Source organism: Bradyrhizobium sp. UFLA03-84 (assembly GCF_002289535.1).
GTDB classification, from domain to species: Bacteria; Pseudomonadota; Alphaproteobacteria; order Rhizobiales; family Xanthobacteraceae; genus Bradyrhizobium; species Bradyrhizobium viridifuturi.
In genome coordinates, this window is sequence record NZ_NSJY01000005.1 from 1,121,251 (window position 1) to 1,139,898 (window position 18,648).

The window sequence follows — 18,648 nt, forward strand, 5'->3', positions numbered from 1 at the left end:
GTCGCGATTCCCGCAGAGCGGGAATACCTTGATCGCCACGCGCACCCGACTAGTCGGTTCCTCCCGGCGCCCACAGCGCCAGCATGCCGTCGAGCCCGAACCGGTCGACGGCCTGGGCCACGCCACCCTGCTCGATCCGCCGCGCGATGGCGCCAAGGCCGAACGCATCGAGCGTCATCGACGCCGCGGTGCGCAGGAAGGTCAGGTCGCTGAATCGCGGATTGAGCGTGTAATTGCGCACCGGCAGGTCGCTTTTGACCTTCTTCTCCGCAACCAGCCAGGCGATTGCGGTCTTTTCATCTCCCAGCTGATCGACCAGCTTGAGATCGACCGCCTGTCGGCCGGTGAAGACGCGTCCGTCAGCGACCTTCTCCAGCAAGGCGTCATCCATGCCGCGCCGCTCCTTCACCAATCCACGGAACCAGGCATAGGAGTCCTTGACCAGACCCTCGATCGCGGCGCGGGCCTCGGGGCTGGTCGGCTCCATGCCGTTGGGCGCTGCTTTCAGCGGTGAGGATTTGATCTCCTCCATCTTCACGCCGACGGTCTTGAGCAATTCGGAAACGTTGGGGAACTGGAAAAGCACGCCGATCGAACCGACCAGCGAGGTCTGCTGGGCGACGATATGATCGGAGGCGATCGCGGTGATGTAGCCGCCCGAGGCGGCCAATCCCTCGACCACGACGACAAGCGGCTTCTTCGCCTTCAACTGCATCAGCGAGTCGTAGAGCTGCTCGGAGCCCGCGGTGGTGCCGCCGGGCGAATTGATGTGCACGACAACCGCCGCATAGCTCGACTTGCCGAGCCGCTCCAGCGCCTCGACGCGCTGCTGGTCGCTGCGGATCAATCCATCGATATTGATCCGCGCGATCGCGTTCGACGTCGACAAGCCACCGCGTCCGCCGGCGGCGATCACGCCCACGCCGACGATGGCCGCGATCGCAATGACCGCAGCGGCGACGCGCCAGAACGTCAGCTTGCGCCTGATACGGCGACGGTCGACGATCACGTCCGAATCCAGCGACATCGGTCTCTCCAGAAATGGTCAGCGCGAAGTCCGCGCGTTTTGCAGTCGCAGCGTCACTATCAGCTTAGCCAAATACATCAATTGCGACGCAATATGAAGAAAACAAGGCCCGTCGCAGGCGCGAAAAGGTAGCCCGGAGGAGCGCGCTGCCCCCAAACAAAAGGGCCCCGGCTTGCGCCGGGGCCCCTCTTGTTCGCGTGAACGGTGCAAACGCTTACTTGTCGGTGCCGCGGTTCTTCAGCGCGGTGCCGAGGATGTCGCCAAGCGTCGCTCCCGAATCGGAGGAGCCGTACTGCGCGATGGCTTCCTTCTCTTCGGCGACTTCCAGCGCCTTGATCGAGACCTGCACCTTGCGGGCCTTCTTGTCGAACTGGATGACGCGGGCATCGACCTTCTCGCCGACGGCAAAGCGCTCGGCGCGCTGGTCGTTGCGATCGCGGGCCAGCTCGGACCGCTTGATGAAGGTGGTGAACTCGGTGCCCGAGATCCGGACCTCGATGCCGCTTTCCTTCACTTCGAGCACTTCGCAGGTCACGACCGCGCCCTTCTTGACGTCGCCCGGCTCGGCGAAGGGGTCGCCTTCGAGCTGCTTGACGCCGAGCGAGATACGCTCCTTCTCGACATCGACATCGAGCACCACGGCCTTGACCATGTCGCCCTTCTTGAAGTTGTCGATGACCTGCTCGCCCGGAAGCTTCCAGTCGAGGTCGGAGAGATGGACCATGCCGTCGACGTCGCCCTCGAGACCCAGGAACAGACCGAACTCGGTCTTGTTCTTGACCTCGCCTTCGACCACCGAACCGACCGGGAACTTCTCGACGAACACTTCCCAGGGATTGCGCATGGTCTGCTTGAGACCGAGCGAGATGCGGCGCTTGACCGAATCCACTTCGAGCACCTGCACTTCGACTTCCTGCGAGGTCGAAACGATCTTGCCGGGGTGCATGTTCTTCTTGGTCCACGACATCTCGGAGACGTGGATCAGGCCTTCGATGCCCGGCTCGAGCTCGACGAACGCGCCGTAGTCGGTGATGTTGGTGACGCGGCCGGTGAAGCGGGCACCCAGCGGGTACTTGGCTTCGATGCCCTGCCACGGATCATCCAGCAGCTGCTTCATGCCGAGCGAGATACGGTGCGTCTCGTGGTTGATCTTGATGATCTTGACCTTCACGGTCTGGCCGATGGTCAGCACCTCGGTCGGGTGGTTGACGCGGCGCCAGGCGATATCGGTCACGTGCAGCAGGCCGTCGATGCCGCCGAGATCAACGAACGCACCGTAATCGGTGATGTTCTTGACCACGCCGTCGATCACCTGCCCCTCTTCGAGGTTCTGCACCAGCTCCTGGCGCTGCTCGGCGCGGGTCTCTTCGAGAACCGTGCGGCGCGACACCACGATGTTGCCGCGGCGGCGGTCCATCTTGAGGATCTGGAACGGCTGCGAGTTGTTCATCAGCGGCGCGACGTCGCGGATCGGACGAATGTCGACCTGCGAGCGCGGCAGGAAGGCCACCGCACCGTCGAGGTCGACCGTGAAGCCGCCCTTAACCTGGTTGAAGATGACGCCGTTGACCTTTTCGTTGTTCTGGAACGCCTTCTCGAGCTTGCCCCAGCTTTCCTCGCGGCGCGCCTTGTCGCGCGACAGCACGGCTTCGCCGAGCGCATTCTCGATACGGTCGAGGAACACCTCGACTTCGTCGCCGACCTTCAGGTCGCTTTCACGGCCGGGGCCGGCGAATTCGCGCAGCGCGACGCGGCCTTCGGTCTTCAGGCCGACGTCGATGACGGCCATGTCCTTCTCAATTGCAACCACCTTGCCCTTGATGACCGAGCTTTCCTGCAGGTTGCCGCCGGCAAAGGACTCATCAAGCATCGCCGCGAAATCGTCGCGGGTCGGGGTGTAAGAAGACGCAGAATTCGAAACCATTTGTTCTCCAGATGCGGGATCTCGCCGGCCATTCGGGTTGATGGGCGCACCGCGCGTGAAGTGTCAGGGTTCCGCAAACCCTGACGACCGCTCATTGCAGGAGGTGCAACAGCGGGCCGGCAGCAAGACTGCACGTTCGGTACGTTCTGATGATCCGGAGCGTGATTGCAAAAATATCGACTTCAAGGCCTGGGAGCGGGCGTTCCTCCAGATGCGGCGTCAGTTTTGCTTGAGGATGGCTCAAACCCGGCGCCGGCCCGCCCGGACACGGCCTCGACAGGGTCGATGGTGCTCCGAACGGCGCTGATATAGCCCCCGCGGCCATTTTGGGCAAGCCGGAAACGCCTGATTTACGGGCGCTTAAGGCTGATCGCGCCGCTTGGCGCTGCAACGCCTTGTTGACCGCATCGCGCGAAATGCGGCGCGGATGGGCATGGCTGGAACCCGCCTTTAAGCCGTCTGCCCCTTACGATGGCACCGTTAGAAACAGGGGGATTACCAATGAAAAGCTTTGTGGTGCTGGCGGCTTTTGCCGTCCTGACGTTTGGAAATGCCGTCGCCGCGATACCCGGCACCGTATCGGCCGGGCCTGCCGCGGCCGCCCAGGCGGCGCAGCCGCCGCTGACCATGGCCGAACAGGAACTGCCGTTCGACCGCTACTGGTCGAAGGACTGATCCAGCCGCCGCTCGCGGGCTAGGGGCGCGATGACCTCGGTCATCGCGCTTTTTGTTGATCAGCGCCGGGCGCGGGCTGCCTCGACGATGGCGATGGCGGCGCGCACGCCGGCCTCGATGTCGAGATTGGAATTGTCCAGCGTGTGGGCGTCGGCGGCCGGCCGCAACGGCGCAACGGCGCGGTTCTTGTCCCGCTCGTCGCGCTTGAGGATGTCGGCGAGCACCGCTTCCTCGTCGGCGTCCTCGCCGCGCGCACGGGCTTCCAAGGTGCGCCGCCGCGCCCGCACGCGGGGATCGGCGACCACGAAGATCTTCACGTCGGCATCGGGGCAGATCACGGTGCCGATGTCGCGCCCATCCAGCACCGCACCGGGCGGATCGGCGGCGAACTGGCGCTGGAAACTGACCAGCGCCTCACGCACCTTGGGGAAGGCCGAGACGACCGAGGCGCCCTCACCGACCTTCTGGGTCTTCAGGACCGGATTGCCGAATTTCTCGGGATCGAGTTCGAGCGCGACCGCCACTGCGAGCGCCTCATCATTGAGGTCGGCGCCCTGTGCCATCATCGCATAGGCCACCGCGCGGTAGATCACGCCGGTGTCGAGGTGGCGATAGCCATAGTGGTGGGCAAGCCGCTTGCCGAGCGTGCCCTTGCCGGAGGCGGCGGGTCCGTCGATGGCGATGATCATGCGAAGTCAGCTCCGAGCGCGCGCATCATCGGAATGAAATCCGGGAAACTTGTGGCGATGAAGGCGGTGTCGTCGACCTTCACCGGCCGATCCGACGCACAGCCCATCACCAGCGCCGACATCGCGATACGATGATCCATATGCGTGGCGACGAGGCCGCCGCCCGGCACGTGGCCGCGGCCCTCGACGATCAGATCGTCGCCGGAGACCTCGACCTTGACGCCATTGACGCGCAGCATGTCCGCGGTGGCTTCGAGACGATCGGACTCCTTGACCCGCAGCTCCTGCAAGCCGCGCATGATCGTGGCGCCCTCGGCAAAGGCAGCCGCAACCGCCAGCACCAGGTATTCGTCGATCATCGACGGCGCGCGTTCCGGCGGCACCTCGACGCCCTTCAATTTCGAGGCGCGCACGCGCAGTTGCGCCATCGGCTCGCCGGCATCGCCGCGCACCTCGCTCTCCTCGATGGAGGCGCCCATTTCGCGCAGCGTGGTGAACAGGCCGGTGCGCAGCGGATTGGTCATCACGTCGGAGAACACCACATCGGAGCCCTCGACGATCAGCGCGGCGACGATCGGGAACGATGCCGAGGACGGATCGGCGGGCACCACGACCTCGGCACCGTGCAGCTCCGGCTCGCCGTTCAACGAGATCCTGCGGCCGTGGCTGCCTTCCCTCTCCGTGGTGATCTCGGCGCCGAAATGCTTCAGCATCAGCTCGGTGTGGTCGCGGCTCGCCTCCTGCTCGATCACCGTGGTGATGCCGGGCGCGGAGAGGCCCGCCAGCAGCACCGCGGACTTGATCTGGGCCGAGGCGACCGGCGTCTTGTAGACGATCGGCACCGGATAGCGGGCGCCGTGCAGGGTGAGCGGCAGCCTGCCGCCCTCTTTGATGTCGCTGGTCCGGGCGCCCATCAGCTCCAGCGGGTCGAGAATCCGGCGCATCGGGCGCGACCGCAGCGAGGCATCGCCGTCGAAGATGGCCGCGATCGGGCAGCCGGCCACCGCGCCCATCACCAGCCGGCAGCCGGTGCCGGAATTGCCGAAATCGAGCGGGGCTGCGGGCTGGGCGAAACCGCCGACCCCAACGCCGGACACCGACCAGGCAAACGGCGCCGTCCGCTCCACCCTGGCGCCCAGCGCGCGCATGGATTTGGCGGTATTGAGGACGTCTTCGCCCTCCAGCAGGCCGGAAATCCGGGTTTCGCCGACCGAAAGCGCTCCCAGGATCAGGGCACGGTGGGAAATCGACTTGTCGCCGGGAACGCGGACCTTGCCGGCCAGGGGGCCGCAGGCGCGGGATTCCAGCGGGGTTTGGGTGTCAGAATGGGCCAAGATTGTGTCCTCTCGCGCCGCGGCAGGTATCACATAGGCAACACCGCGTCACGCGCCCGTCACTTGCGCGCAAACCGCTATTGACAGCGGCTGCTCAACTAGCCAAGTGAAGCACCGTTTTTCAGCAAAATTCTGGGATGACCACGTTGGCCAAGTCCGAGCTCGGAACCAAGCGCATTTGCCCGACCACGGGCAAGAAGTTCTACGACCTCAACAAGAATCCGGTGATTTCGCCCTACACCGGCGAGGTCGTGCCGATTGCGCCCGTCGCCCCCGCGCGGGGCCGTGGCGCCACCGTGAATTCGCCTGCGACCGCCGCCGACATGCCGGAGCCCGCCGAGGCCGAAGAGATGGTCTCGCTCGAGGAAGCCGATGCCGAGGAGAACACCGGCAAGGTCAAGGCCCAGGTTCCCGAATCCGAGGACGATATCGAGGTCGATGAAACCATCGACGACGATGACGACGACGATTCGACCTTCATTGCCGACGAGGAAGAGGGCGATGAGGACGTCACCGACATCATCGGTGACGTCGGCGGCGACGAAGAGACTTGATAGAAGAGACTTGAGATCGGCGCCGATCTATGATCAACGGTGCTGCCGCGCGAGTCTAAGCCGTGCGGACCGGGATCGATCCCCCAGGATCATCCCACTGGATAAGGGGCCATAGCTCAGCTGGGAGAGCGCTTGCATGGCATGCAAGAGGTCGGCGGTTCGATCCCGCCTGGCTCCACCACGCTTCGCCCTTCGGGCTACGCGTGGCGCAGCCACGAGTTGCCTGAAGGGCGAGGCGTGGTGTCCGGCGTAGCCCGAAGGGCGAAGACGGACTGGTCGGTACTCCGGCTATTCGTGGATGCGAATGTGGTACGTCTACATCATCCGCAGCATCAACTTCCCTGATCAGGAATACGTTGGCGCCACCGAGGATCTGAAACGACGGATTCCCGAGCACAACGCCGGCAAGTCCGCCCACACCTCAAAATTCAAGCCTTGGCAACTCGTCTGGTACTGCGCATTTCCGGACAAATACAAAGCCCTGGCATTCGAGAAGTATCTCAAATCCCATAGCGGCCGCGCCTTCGCCAGGAAGCGCCTCTAGCCGCCGCACATCCGGCCGCTACTCCCCAAGCACCGCATTCAAGCGGTCGCGAAGCGCGACGATCTCGTCCTTCATCGCCAGCAACTCCCCGACCGTGCAGTCCGACGCCGCGAGGATCGATTGCGGAACGGCTTTGGCCTTTTCGCGTAACGCGTGGCCCTGCTGCGTCAGCGCAATCAGCACCACGCGCTCGTCCTCGGTGCTGCGGGTCCGCCTGACGAACTCCGCCGCTTCCAGCCGTTTCAGCAGCGGCGTCAGCGTGCCGGAATCCAGGAACAGCCGCTCGCCGAGGTCCTTGACCGGCACGTCGTCGCGCTCCCACAGCGCCAGCATCACGAGATACTGCGGATAGGTCAGCCCGAGCCGGTCGAGCAGCGGCTTGTAGACGCGGTTGAAGGCATGTGCGGTCGAATAGACCGCAAAGCAGATCTGGTTATCGAGCCGCAGCGCCTGATCCGCCGCCGTCTGTTTCCTGACCATGATTCCCATCGAATCCATCTCGTTTGCGGGTCATTTTGGGCTCACATGACCGCGGATTCAATTGCGAACAATTAAATGTGAGGCCTCGGAATTTATATTGTGCACAATTCAATTGGATGCAATACGTAGGGCCGTCGATTTCAAAACCCACACCAAACCAGCAAGTCCAAACCCGAGGGAGACCACGATGTCTGTGAACGTGCTCTACAAGACCAGCGCCAAGGCAACCGGCGGCCGCGACGGCCATGCGGCAACGCTCGATGGCGCGCTCGACGTCAAGCTCACCACCCCGAAGGAGCTCGGTGGCGGCGGCGGCGCCGGCAACAATCCGGAGCAGCTGTTCGCGGCCGGCTACGCCGCCTGCTTTATCGGCGCGATGAAGTTCGTGGCCTCGCAGGGCGGCCCCAAGGTTCCCGCCGACGCCGCGGTGACCTCGACGGTCGGCATTGGTCCGCGCTCGGAAGGCGGCTTCGGCCTCGCCGTCGAACTCGCCGTCTCGCTGCCCGGCCTGTCCCGCGCTGACGCCGAAGCGCTGGTCGAGAAGGCGCACCAGGTGTGCCCGTATTCCAACGCGACCCGCGGCAATGTCGACGTCAAGCTGAGCGTCGTCTAATTCTGCTCCCGCCAATGGTCCGTCACGCCTTGCCGCGTGGCGGACTATTTTGTTTGCATTCGAGATGCCAGCGCGCTCCCTTCAGTTCGCTTGGCGAACGCACGCGCCGCCTGCTGCATGGGCCTGCGCCGACGGAAGCATTGCTGCCTCGCCCGAAGACCGTTAGCTCTGGGACCCTCGTTTTCGATCCCAACTGAGCGAAGGTTGCTTCCATGAATACCCCAGCGGCTACGGGCGCGATGACCGGACTGCGCGTGATCGATCTGACGCGCGTGCTCGGCGGCCCGTATTGCACCCAGATCCTCGCCGACCACGGCGCCGACGTGATCAAGGTCGAGCCGCCCGCCGGCGACGAGGTGCGCGACTGGGGCCCTCCCTTCCACGACGAGGACGCGGCCTATTTCGTCGGCATCAACCGCAACAAGCGCTCGATCGGCCTCGACCTCGCCTCCGAAGGCGGACGCGTGGTGCTGATGAAGATGCTCGAGACCGCCGACGTGCTGATCGAGAACTTCAAGCCGGGCACGCTCGACAAATGGGGCATCGGCAACGACGTGCTGCGCGCGAAATTTCCGCGCCTCGTGCATTGCCGGATCTCCGGCTTCGGTGCCGACGGCCCGCGCGGCGGCAATCCCGGCTATGACGCGATCATCCAGGCGATGACCGGCATGATCGCGGCGACCGGCTCCCCGGAGAGCGGGCCGATGCGCATCGGCGTGCCGCTGGTCGACATCACCACCGGGCTCTATGCCACGATCGGCATCCTGATGGCATTGTCGGAGCGGCAGCGCTCGGGGCTCGGCCAGTTCCTCGAGACCACGCTGTACGAGACCGGGCTTGCGATCATGCATCCGCACACCGCGAACTATTTCATGCATGGCAAGCCGCCGTCGCTCACCGGCAACGAGCATCCCAACCTCGTGCCGTACGCGATCTTCCCGACCAAGACCGACAACATCTTCATCGGCGTCGGCAATGACGGCACCTTCCGCAAGCTCGCCAAGGAGATCGGCAAGCCCGAGCTCGGCACCGATCCGCGCTTTGCCCGCAACAAGGACCGGATCGCCAACCGCGATGCGCTGCGGGCCGAGCTGGCCGCGGTGTTCAGCCAGCACGAGGCCGAGCCGCTGTGCAACCGGCTGCTCGCCGCCGGCCTGCCTGCCGGCCCGGTGCAGAAGATCGACCAGGCGCTGACCAACCCGCACACCATCCATCGCGGCGACGTCATCGAGAAGGATTGGTACAAGGGCGTCGCCTCGCCGATCCGCCTCGAACGCACCAAGCCGAACCTGCGCCGCACGCCGCCGAAGTTCAGCCAGCACGCTGCGGAAGTGCTGGGCGAGTTCGGGTACTCCCGGGACGAGATCAACGGCCTGGTCGACAAGGGCGTGGTCTGCGGTCCGCAGCGCAAGCGCTGACACGACCATCCGTCAGCCCTGCGGTGCAGCGTCGCGTCCGGCGCTGCACCGCACGGCGCCGGCGGCGGCGATCTTCGCCTTTTTTACCGCTTCCCTTTGTCGCGGCTTCCCCCCTACGATGACTTTCGTTTATACGGTCATTTGAACGTCATCCGGCGCTGATAACGCGCGCAACGAAAGATGGTGTTCCAACCGGGAGGGGCTTTGATGATTTTTCGACGATTAGGCGCTGCTGCTGTCGCCGCTGCTACGCTTGCATTCGCGTCACCTGCGTTTGCGGTGACCGAGATCCAGTGGTGGCACGCGATGACCGGCGCCAACAATGACGTCATCGTCAAGCTGGCCAACGACTTCAACGCCTCGCAGTCCGACTACAAGGTGATCCCGACCTACAAGGGCGGCTACGCCGACACCATGAACGCCGGCATCGCCGCCTTCCGTGCCGGCAACGCGCCGCACATCATGCAGGTGTTCGAGGTCGGCACCGCGACCATGATGGCCGCCACCGGCGCCGTCAAACCGGTCTACAAGCTGATGGCCGATGCTGGCGAGAAATTCGATCCGAGCGTCTATCTGCCCGCGATCACCGGCTACTACTCGACCTCGAAGGGCGAGATGCTGTCGTTCCCCTTCAATTCGTCGTCGACGGTGATGTGGGTCAATCTCGACGCGCTGAAGAAGGCCAACATCGCCGAGATCCCGAAGACCTGGCCGCAGGTGTTCGAGGATGCCAAGAAGCTGAAGGCGGCCGGCTACACCACCTGCGGCTTCTCCGGCTCGTGGGTCACCTGGGTCAATCTCGAGCAGCTTTCGGCCTGGCACAACGTGCCGCTCGCCAGCAAGGCCAACGGCCTCGACGGCTTCGACACCGTGCTCGAATTCAACGGCCCGCTGCAGGTCAAGCATCTCGAGAACCTGGTCGAGCTGCAGAAGGACAAGACCTACGACTATGCCGGCCGCACCAACACCGGCGAAGGCCGCTTCACCTCCGGCGAATGCCCGATCTACCTGACCTCGTCGGCGTTCTTCGGCAACGTCAAGGCGCAGGCCAAGTTCAACTTCACCGCCGCCCCGATGCCGTATTATCCCGACGTCAAGGGCGCACCGCAGAACTCGATCATCGGCGGCGCTTCGCTCTGGGTGATGGGCGGCAAGTCGGCCGAGGAATACAAGGGCGTTGCCAAGTTCCTGACCTTCCTCTCGGACACCGACCGCCAGGTCTGGATCCACAAGGCCTCGGGCTATCTGCCGATCACCAAGGCGGCCTACGCCAAGGCCAAGGAAGAGGGCTTCTACAAGGACCAGCCCTATCTCGAGACCCCGCTGCTCGAGCTCACCAACAAGGAGCCGACCGAGAATTCGCGCGGTCTGCGCCTCGGCAACATGGTGCAGCTGCGCGACATGTGGTCGGAAGAGATCGAGCAGGCGCTGGCCGGCAAGAAGACCGCCAAGCAGGCGCTGGACTCCGCCGTCGAGCGCGGCAACCAGATGCTGCGGCAGTTTGAAAAGACCGCCGTCCGCTGACATGATGGTTTGAGGCCATCAACGGCAGGCCGCGACGAGCGGCCTGCCATTTCTTCAGAGATCATGCAAAAGCAAGCGATTTTCCAATCAAAGCTGTTGCCGTACGCGCTGGTTGCCCCGCAACTCGCGATCGTCCTGGTCTTTTTCTACTGGCCGGCCGCACAGGCGGTGATCCAGTCCTTCCTGCTGCAGGACGCCTTCGGCCTGTCCACCAGCTTCGTCTGGTTCGAGAACTATCTCGAACTGTTCAAGGATCCGGCCTATTTCGCCGCCATCATCAGGACCTTCGCGTTCTCGTTCGCGATCGCGGTGTCCTCGCTGTCATTCGCGCTGCTGCTCGCCGTCATGGCCGACAAGCCGCTGCGCGGCTCGACGCTCTACCGCACGCTCTTGATCTGGCCCTACGCCGTGGCCCCGCCCGTGGTCGGCGTGCTCTGGGTGTTCATGCTGCATCCCTCGCTCGGCGTGCTGTCGCGCTATCTGCGCGCCATGGGCGTTGACTGGAATCCGCTGCTCGACGGCGACCAGGCCGCGGCCCTGATCATCCTCGCAGCGGCCTGGAAGCAGATCTCCTACAATTTCCTGTTCTTCCTCGCCGGCCTGCAGAGCATCCCGAAGAGCGTGATCGAAGCCGCCGCGATCGACGGCGCGCGTCCGATGCGGCGGTTCTGGACCGTGATCTTCCCGCTGCTGTCGCCGACCATCTTCTTCCTGCTGGTCATCAACATCGTCTACGCCTTCTTCGACACTTTCGGCATCATCGACACGATGACCCGTGGCGGCCCCGGCAAGGCGACCGAGACGCTGGTCTACAAGGTCTATACCGACGGCCTGCTCGGCGGAAATCTCGGCTCCTCGGCGGCGCAGTCGGTGATCCTGATGGTCATCGTCGTCGTGCTGACGGGAATCCAGTTCCGCTTCGTCGAGCGCAAGGTGACCTACTGATGGTCGAGGAAGAGGGCTTCCAGCGCTATCTGGCTCACATCATCCTGTGGATCGGGATCGCGATCGTCGCCTTCCCGGTGTATCTGGCGATCGTCGCTTCGACCCAGGACAACGCCGTCATCGCCAACGGCCAGATGTCGCTGCTGCCCGGCGGCCATTTCCTCGAGACCTACTACCAGACACTGTTCGTCGGCACGAGCGGCTCGACCCGCGAGCCCGTCCTCAACATGATGCTGAACTCGCTGGTCATGGCGCTCCTGATCGCGGTCGGCAAGATCGCGATCTCGATCATCTCGGCCTATGCGATCGTCTATTTTCGCTTTCCGTTCCGGATGGCGATCTTCTGGATCATCTTCATCACCTTGATGCTGCCGGTCGAGGTGCGCATCTATCCGACCTACAAGATCGTCGCCGACCTGCATCTGCTCGACAGCTATGCCGGCCTGTCGCTGCCGCTGATCGCCTCGGCCACCGCGACGCTCTTGTTCCGGCAGTTCTTCATGACCGTGCCGGATGAATTGCTGGAGGCCTCGCGCATCGACGGCGCCGGCCCGTTCCGCTTCTTCTGGGATACGCTGCTGCCGCTCTCGCGCACCAACATGGCCGCGCTGTTCGTGATCCTCTTCATCCTCGGCTGGAATCAATATCTCTGGCCGCTGTTGATCACGACGCGCGACGACATGCAGACAATCCAGGTCGGCATCCGCAAGATGATCACCACGACCGACGCGCTGACCGAATGGCCGGTGGTGATGGCGACCGCGCTGCTGGCGATGCTGCCGCCGGTGTTCGTCGTCGTTGTGATGCAGAAACTGTTCGTGCGCGGATTGGTGGAGACGGAAAAATAATGGCCAACGTCACGCTGCGCAGCGTCCGCAAGACCTATCCCGGCGGCTTCGAGGCCATCAAGGGCGTCGATGTCGACGTCGGCGACGGCCAGTTCTGCGTGCTGGTCGGCCCCTCCGGCTGCGGCAAGTCCACGTTACTGCGCATGGTCGCCGGGCTCGAGACCATCACCGGCGGCGAGATCGACATCGGCGGCCGCGTCGTCAACCAGGTCGAGCCCGCCGACCGTGACATCGCGATGGTGTTCCAAAACTACGCGCTCTATCCGCATATGAGCGTTTACAACAACATGGCCTATGGTCTGCGCAACCGCGGCATGGCGGAGGCCGAGATCAAGACCCGCGTCGAGGAAGCCGCGCGCGTGCTCGAGCTCTCGCCGATGCTGGAGCGCAAGCCGCGCCAGCTCTCCGGCGGCCAGCGCCAGCGCGTGGCGATGGGCCGCGCCATCGTGCGCCAGCCGAAGGTGTTCCTGTTCGATGAGCCGCTGTCGAACCTCGACGCCAAGCTGCGCATCGCGATGCGGGTCGAGATCCGCAAGCTGCAGCGCCGGCTCAACACCACCTCGATCTACGTCACCCACGACCAGCTCGAGGCGATGACGCTGGCCGATATCCTCGTCGTCATGAATGGCGGCCAGGTCGAGCAGATCGGCAATCCGCTGGACATCTACCAGCGGCCTGCGACCACCTTCGTTGCCTCTTTCATCGGCGCCCCGCCGATGAATTTGATGCCGCTGCGCTCGGACGAGCTGACGTCCCAGATCGCGGGCGCGGACGGCGCCGGCATCGTCGGAATCCGGCCGGAGGATTTCGTGATCTCCAGCGAGACGGTATCCGGCGGCGTCGCGCTCGGTCTGACCGTCGAGGCGATCGAGCATGTCGGTGCCGAAACTTTCGTCTATGGCAGCCGCCAGCGCGAGGAGCAGGGGGTTGCCGCCAATCCGGGCGAGCTGCCGCCGGGCGAGGTCATCGTCCGGGTTCCCGGCGCCACCGGCCCCGCGATCGGCGAGCGGATCCGGGCCGTTGCCCCGCGCGACAAACTGCATCTTTTTACCGCTGACGGACGGAAGCGGGTCGCAGGGTAACCGATCGAGAAGAATTTGCCCTCATGTTGCGGGCGTTTAGGCTGGTTTCGGGGCTGCTTGAACGCTATCCAGATCGCCCCCATATCCATCACTGACCGGAGGCCAGACGGCCCGCCGGTTGCATGGGGCGCCGCAAGGGCCCCTCAAAGTCGCTTCGAGAGGACTTTGTAATGTCTCGTGTTCCATCGTTGTCCAGTCCGTTCCTTCTGGGATTCGACGAGATCGAGCGTGCGCTCGACCGCGTCGTGAAGGGCGCTGACGGCTATCCTCCGTACAACATCGAGCGGTGCGACCGTACCAACGGGCAGCCTGAACGGCTTCGCATCACGCTAGCGGTGGCGGGCTTCACCCGTGACCAACTCGATGTGACTATTGAGGAAAATCAGCTCGTCATCCGCGGCCGCCAGCAGGACGACAAGGCTCGGCAATACATCCATCGCGGCATTGCCGCGCGCCACTTCCAGCGCACCTTCGTGCTGGCGGAGGGGATGCAGGTGCTGGGCGCGGATCTGAAGAACGGATTGTTGTCGATTGACCTGGCCAGGCCGGAACCTGAACGGGTCATTAAGACAATCGCTATCAATGAGCACGAATAATAGAAACAACGAGCGGACTCGACCGCTTATCTGACTGAGGAGTCGAGACCATGAGTGAAGCGAGTATCATCTTCCAATCCGACAGCGTCACGCCGGAAGCACTGGCTCATCTGGGCGAAGGCCACATCGCCTATGTGAAGCAGGTCCGTTCCGAGGACGTGCCCGATCTCTTTCCGCAGGCGCCGAAGATCGCGCCCGGCCTCAAGCTGTTCGCACTGCATGCCGCCGACGGCACGCCGATCATGCTGACCGACAGCCGCGAAGCCGCGATCGCAAACGCCTGGAGCAATGAGCTGCAAGCCGTCAGCGTCCACTGACGTATTGTTAGCTTTAGCATCCGCTGATACGCGCGGGCTGCCTCGACACCGAGGCGGCCCGCGCATTTTTTATGGTGATGTATTTGATGTGGTGAGCATCGGCCCCATGCTGAGCTGCACCTCGCCGGGCACGTTATAGTCCCGCATCAGCATGCGGTTGTTGCGCAGCCCGCACGCCTCTCGCTGCACCACGAACATCCAGAGCGCATGGCCGGCTTCCCGCACCAGGATGCGCCGTGCCTGATGCGCGGGCGCCGTGGCTTCAGCGTGCGGATGCGCGGCATCGAACTCGCGCAGCTTGGCAAGTGCTCGTTCGAGGGCGCGCCCCATCCGACCGAGCGCACTCGCCCGCTCTTCGGCGAGCTCGTAGGCGAGAACGTCGACGGGAACACGATCAAGGCGAAAATCGCGGGACATCAGTGATCCCTGGTTCGCATGCGCAATGTTGCGCACGTCCGTCTTCCGGCGTCACCGCCGGGTTGTCAATGGGCGCGCGTATGCTCGATCACGCCAGGCCAAGGCTCGGTCAATGTGAGCAGCTCTTGTGCGCAGCCCTGGGCAGCGGGCCACGGTCGCGACTCCATTTCGCTCCGCGCAGTTCCGTGTTGTAATTGGTTCTCGTGAAACGGAATGCGACAGGGGAATTTCCAGCAACAATTATGCACCACCAAAATCGATCAAAGGAGGGATGCGACCATGCAGAAGAGCTGGCTGATCAATCTCGTTGCTTCGGTGTCGATTTCCGTCCTGGCGACTGGTGTCGCAATTTCCGCGCAAGACAAGTACAGCCTGCAAGTGCCGAATGGGCTCGCGTTCTCCGAGTTCAGGGGATACGAGGACTGGTCGGTGATCGCGATCAGCGAGAACGAAGGCGTAATCGCCGTGATCCTGGGCAACCCCGCGATGATCGGTGCCTACCGGGAGGGCGTACCCGGCAATGGCAAGCCGTTCCCCGATGGCGCCAAGATGGCGAAGATTCACTGGGTCCCGAAGAAGCAAGAGGCATATCCCGGCCAACCAACCGTGCCAGGCGCGCAGCACGACGTCGATTTCATGTTGAAGGACAGCAAGAGGTTCGCCGATAGCGGCGGCTGGGGATACGGCGCATTCGAGTACGACGCGGCGACAGATGTGTTCAGGCCTGCCAACACGACGGATAATCCGCCGCAGGAAAACGACGCAAAATGCGGTTATGCCTGCCACACGGTGGTGCAGAACCGCGACTATGTGTTCACCGAGTACGGCAAGAGATAGATGCCCGGATCGCGCGGGCTAGCGTTGCACCAGCCGCGCGCGGATGTCCGGCTTCAGCACCTTGCCGACCTTGGAGCGCGGAAGATCGTCCCAGACCTCGATCTGCTTCGGCGTCTTGATGCTGCCGATCTGCTGCTTGACGAACGCCGCCAGCGCCGTCGCATCGACGGTGTGACCGGCGCGCTGCTGCACCACGGCGACGATGCGCTCGCCCCATTTGTCGTCGGGCATTCCGATCACGGCGCAATCCTGCACCGCCTCATGGGCCCGCAACGCGTTCTCGACCTCGATCGAATAGACGTTGAAGCCGCCGGTGATGATCATGTCCTTGGCGCGGTCGACGATATAGAGATAGCCGTCGCCGTCGATGTAGCCGATGTCGCCGGTATGGTGCCAGCCATGCACTGACGCTTCGCGCGTGGCCTCCGGGTTCTTGTAGTAGCCGTCCATGACGAGCGAGCCGCGCACCACGATCTCGCCACGGGATCCCGCAGGCAACAGCTTGCCGTCGCCATCCATGATGCCGGCCTGCACCAGCGGGCCGATCCGCCCGGCCGAGGACAGCCGCTCCATCGCGATCGTGCCGTCTGCATGATAGTGATCGGCTGGCGGCATCATCGAGATCATCATCGGCGCCTCGGTCTGGCCGAACAGTTGCGCCATCGGCCCGATCCGGCGCAACGCCTCCGCAAGCCGCGTCGCCGAGATCGGCGCCGCGCCATACCAGAAGCATTGCAGCGAGCTGCGATCGGCCGCGTCGAGCCCGGGATGGTCGAGCAGCATGTAGATCACGGTCGGCGGCAGGAAGGTGTGGGTGACGCGATAGCGCGCGATCAGCGCCAAGAACTCGCCGATATCAGGGTGGTGCATGATCACGACGCGGCCGCCCAGCGTCATGATCGGAAAACACAGCACCCCCGCGGCGTGCGTCAGCGGCGCCAGCGCGAGATAGACCGGACGGCCCTTGAACGGATAGCCCATCAGGGTCAGCGCGGTCATCGCCTCGATGTTGCGGCCCGACAGCATCACGCCCTTGGGCTTGCCGGTGGTGCCGCCGGTGCCGGGGATCATCGCGAGATCGTCGACGGTTTCGCGCTGATGGTGATCGTCCGCAAGCCCGGACAGCCAGCGGTCGAACGACGGCGCGAACGGCATTTCCTGATCGAGGCAGATCAGCGCGCGCAGCTTCGGCAGGTCCTGCCTCACGGCCTCGACCATCGGCGCAAAGCTCGAATGAAACAGCAGCAGATTGCAATCGAACTGGTCGAGGATGAACTTGTTCTCGGCCGCCTCGTTGCGTGGATTGATCGGGCACCACACCGCGGCAGCGCGCGAGATGCCGAACACGCAGGCGAAGGGAAGCGGATCGTTGCCGGACAGGATCGCGACCTTCTCGCCGGGCGCGATGCCGGATCGCTCGAGCCCGCGCGCGATCCGGTAGCTCAAGCGCTGCACCTCGCCATAGCTGAGGTCGCGGCCATCCATGGTGAGGCACGGCGCGTCGGCGCCGAGCGAGGCACCCTTGTCGAGATAATCGATGAAGCGCATGGCGGGCCTCGCGAGAGGGCGCGGGTGACGCGCGACGGCGTCACCCGCGGATAGACGTCTTCGAGCAAGGCGGATACCGGTGCGCCTGACGAAAACGCTTCAGGGAACGGAGTGTCGAGCCCCGATCCGATCGGGGCCCAAGCTCAATCGTGCACGGTCAGGACCGGCTTGCCGACCAGGCCGAAGCTGCGCAATTGCCCGAGCAGCTCGTGATGGCCGAAGGCCTGGCAGCCGGAGGCGAAGCCGACGCGCTTGGGCGGCTGCTGCAGCAGGTACGCCGCGGCAAAGGCCTGCAACATGCCGGTCTGCTTGTAGTTGCTGTTGCCGTAGATGACGCAGTGCGCGCGCCCCAGCGGGCCGGAGGCGTACACCGAATCCAGCGACTTGTTGACGCGCGGGTTCTCGCGCGGCGGCATGGTGTTCATCACGCCGGCCGCGGTCTGCGCCAACGCGGCGTAGCGCTCGTCGGGCTTCATGTCCTTGGTCGCGTCCAGCGCCGCGGCGACGATCTGCGGCACGCCCAGCATCAGCGCACGGTTGAACACGCCGCCCAGCACCTTCACGTTGGCGACGCGCGGATCGCGCTTGAACCACACCGGGTGCGAGGTGCCGCCCCAGGGCAGCGCCAGCGCCAGTTCGTGCTGGCCGGGGATGGCGAGGTTGTAGAGACCGGCATCGGGCTGATGCTCGACGTATTTGTTCTGCTCGAGGTAGTAGGCCTTGGCCATCGCGGCGTTGACCAGAATGGTCTGCGTCGAAGCGATGGTCGGGCTGCCGCCCCAGAACACGGCGATATCGAGCGTGTCGAGGCCGGGCGTCTCCAGGCACAGCTGCGCGGCGATCTCGCCCGTCGTGTACATCTGCGCGATGCCCGGCGCCAGCAGCAAGCCGGCATTCGCGAACTTTGTGCCGAACTCCTGCTCGAGCGTGATCAGCCAGTCCTGCTCGCCGGTCGTGTCGGTGTAGTGGCACTTGGCAGCGAGGCAAGCCTGCACCACCTCGACGCCGAACTTGGCGAACGGGCCCACGGTGTTGAGCACCACCGAGGCGCCCTTGAACAACTCAGTCAGCGCCGAGGCGGTGTGCGGCACCGTCACGACCTCGTAGTCGGCGGTCTCGATGCCGGCCACGTTCGACTTCATCGCGGCGTTGAGCTTGTCGGCGCTGCGGCCGGCGGCGATGAAGGGGATGTTGTACTCGCGCAGATATTCGCAGACCAGCCGGCCGGTGTAGCCGGACGCGCCATAGACGATGACGGGCTTCTTCTCGCTCATTG

20 protein-coding genes and 1 tRNA gene are annotated in these 18,648 nt (G+C 64.2%); 13 read left to right on the top strand and 8 right to left on the bottom strand.

Features of this window, described 5'->3' with window-relative positions:
• Positions 1–49: 49 nt before the first annotated feature.
• Both sppA and rpsA read right to left on the bottom strand, forming a co-directional pair.
• Positions 50–1,027 (bottom strand): signal peptide peptidase SppA, encoded by a 978-nt coding sequence (gene sppA, locus CK489_RS08015; RefSeq protein WP_050629025.1) that lies wholly within the window; start codon positions 1,025–1,027, stop codon positions 50–52.
• A gap of 214 nt (positions 1,028–1,241) precedes the next feature.
• Complete coding sequence (rpsA, locus tag CK489_RS08020; protein ID WP_018269280.1) at positions 1,242–2,951, bottom strand: 30S ribosomal protein S1; 1,710 nt, start codon at positions 2,949–2,951, stop codon at positions 1,242–1,244.
• A 501-nt stretch (positions 2,952–3,452) separates the two neighbouring features.
• Between rpsA and CK489_RS41265 the strand changes: the two genes are divergently transcribed.
• A complete protein-coding gene (locus CK489_RS41265) occupies positions 3,453–3,626 on the top strand; it encodes a hypothetical protein (protein ID WP_158226418.1) in 174 nt (57 codons plus the stop codon).
• A 59-nt stretch (positions 3,627–3,685) separates the two neighbouring features.
• Here CK489_RS41265 and cmk read toward each other — a convergent pair whose 3' ends face one another.
• A complete protein-coding gene (gene cmk / locus CK489_RS08025; protein ID WP_095731856.1) occupies positions 3,686–4,315 on the bottom strand; it encodes a (d)CMP kinase in 630 nt (209 codons plus the stop codon).
• Positions 4,312–5,649, bottom strand: coding sequence for a 3-phosphoshikimate 1-carboxyvinyltransferase (gene aroA, locus CK489_RS08030; RefSeq protein WP_198960859.1), 1,338 nt, complete (start codon positions 5,647–5,649; stop codon positions 4,312–4,314). The genes cmk and aroA overlap by 4 nt, the downstream gene beginning before the upstream one ends.
• Before the next feature lie 146 nt (positions 5,650–5,795).
• Here aroA and CK489_RS08035 point away from each other — a divergent pair, with 146 nt between their 5' ends.
• The 3 genes from CK489_RS08035 (at position 5,796) to CK489_RS08045 (ending at position 6,747) form a co-directional block, all read left to right on the top strand.
• Positions 5,796–6,203 (top strand): TIGR02300 family protein, encoded by a 408-nt coding sequence (locus CK489_RS08035; RefSeq protein ID WP_050426529.1) that lies wholly within the window; start codon positions 5,796–5,798, stop codon positions 6,201–6,203.
• 105 nt (positions 6,204–6,308) lie between these two features.
• Positions 6,309–6,384 (top strand) — tRNA-Ala (locus CK489_RS08040).
• Between the two features lie 123 nt (positions 6,385–6,507).
• A complete protein-coding gene (locus tag CK489_RS08045; protein WP_095731858.1) occupies positions 6,508–6,747 on the top strand; it encodes a GIY-YIG nuclease family protein in 240 nt (79 codons plus the stop codon).
• Positions 6,748–6,765: 18 nt separating this feature from the next.
• Here the strand turns inward: CK489_RS08045 and CK489_RS08050 are convergent, their stop codons facing one another.
• Positions 6,766–7,227 carry a MarR family winged helix-turn-helix transcriptional regulator gene (locus CK489_RS08050; RefSeq protein ID WP_095731951.1) on the bottom strand — a complete coding sequence of 154 codons (462 nt, stop codon included), beginning with the start codon at positions 7,225–7,227 and terminating at the stop codon, positions 6,766–6,768.
• 187 nt (positions 7,228–7,414) lie between these two features.
• On the opposite strand from CK489_RS08050, the gene CK489_RS08055 reads away from it, so the two are divergent.
• From CK489_RS08055 to CK489_RS08090, 8 genes are all read left to right on the top strand, one after another.
• On the top strand, positions 7,415–7,840 hold the full coding sequence (locus tag CK489_RS08055) for an organic hydroperoxide resistance protein (RefSeq protein WP_095731859.1): 426 nt from the start codon (positions 7,415–7,417) through the stop codon (positions 7,838–7,840).
• A 212-nt stretch (positions 7,841–8,052) separates the two neighbouring features.
• Complete coding sequence (locus CK489_RS08060; protein ID WP_095731860.1) at positions 8,053–9,258, top strand: CaiB/BaiF CoA transferase family protein; 1,206 nt, start codon at positions 8,053–8,055, stop codon at positions 9,256–9,258.
• A gap of 207 nt (positions 9,259–9,465) precedes the next feature.
• Entirely contained in the window at positions 9,466–10,782 is a 1,317-nt protein-coding gene (ugpB, locus tag CK489_RS08065; RefSeq protein ID WP_095731861.1) for a sn-glycerol-3-phosphate ABC transporter substrate-binding protein UgpB, read from the top strand.
• Positions 10,783–10,845: 63 nt separating this feature from the next.
• The gene (gene ugpA, locus CK489_RS08070; protein ID WP_050628064.1) at positions 10,846–11,727 is read left to right on the top strand and encodes a sn-glycerol-3-phosphate ABC transporter permease UgpA; all 882 of its coding nucleotides are present in this window, start codon (positions 10,846–10,848) and stop codon (positions 11,725–11,727) included.
• On the top strand, positions 11,727–12,575 hold the full coding sequence (gene ugpE, locus CK489_RS08075; protein ID WP_050628063.1) for a sn-glycerol-3-phosphate ABC transporter permease UgpE: 849 nt from the start codon (positions 11,727–11,729) through the stop codon (positions 12,573–12,575). Before ugpA ends, ugpE begins: the two co-directional genes overlap by 1 nt.
• Positions 12,575–13,657 carry a sn-glycerol-3-phosphate import ATP-binding protein UgpC gene (locus tag CK489_RS08080; protein ID WP_095731862.1) on the top strand — a complete coding sequence of 361 codons (1,083 nt, stop codon included), beginning with the start codon at positions 12,575–12,577 and terminating at the stop codon, positions 13,655–13,657. The genes ugpE and CK489_RS08080 overlap by 1 nt, the downstream gene beginning before the upstream one ends.
• A gap of 170 nt (positions 13,658–13,827) precedes the next feature.
• A complete protein-coding gene (locus CK489_RS08085; protein ID WP_021082592.1) occupies positions 13,828–14,253 on the top strand; it encodes an Hsp20 family protein in 426 nt (141 codons plus the stop codon).
• A 50-nt stretch (positions 14,254–14,303) separates the two neighbouring features.
• A complete protein-coding gene (locus tag CK489_RS08090) occupies positions 14,304–14,570 on the top strand; it encodes a BQ00720 family protein (protein WP_021082591.1) in 267 nt (88 codons plus the stop codon).
• A gap of 69 nt (positions 14,571–14,639) precedes the next feature.
• Here the strand turns inward: CK489_RS08090 and CK489_RS08095 are convergent, their stop codons facing one another.
• Positions 14,640–14,987 (bottom strand): DUF6665 family protein, encoded by a 348-nt coding sequence (locus CK489_RS08095; protein ID WP_095731952.1) that lies wholly within the window; start codon positions 14,985–14,987, stop codon positions 14,640–14,642.
• Positions 14,988–15,266: 279 nt separating this feature from the next.
• Between CK489_RS08095 and CK489_RS08100 the strand changes: the two genes are divergently transcribed.
• Positions 15,267–15,824 carry a cytochrome P460 family protein gene (locus tag CK489_RS08100; protein WP_050628061.1) on the top strand — a complete coding sequence of 186 codons (558 nt, stop codon included), beginning with the start codon at positions 15,267–15,269 and terminating at the stop codon, positions 15,822–15,824.
• Between the two features lie 18 nt (positions 15,825–15,842).
• Here CK489_RS08100 and CK489_RS08105 read toward each other — a convergent pair whose 3' ends face one another.
• Complete coding sequence (locus CK489_RS08105; protein WP_095731863.1) at positions 15,843–17,372, bottom strand: AMP-binding protein; 1,530 nt, start codon at positions 17,370–17,372, stop codon at positions 15,843–15,845.
• 143 nt (positions 17,373–17,515) lie between these two features.
• Positions 17,516–18,646 carry a DUF5938 domain-containing protein gene (locus CK489_RS08110; RefSeq protein WP_095731864.1) on the bottom strand — a complete coding sequence of 377 codons (1,131 nt, stop codon included), beginning with the start codon at positions 18,644–18,646 and terminating at the stop codon, positions 17,516–17,518.
• Positions 18,647–18,648: the final 2 nt, after the last annotated feature.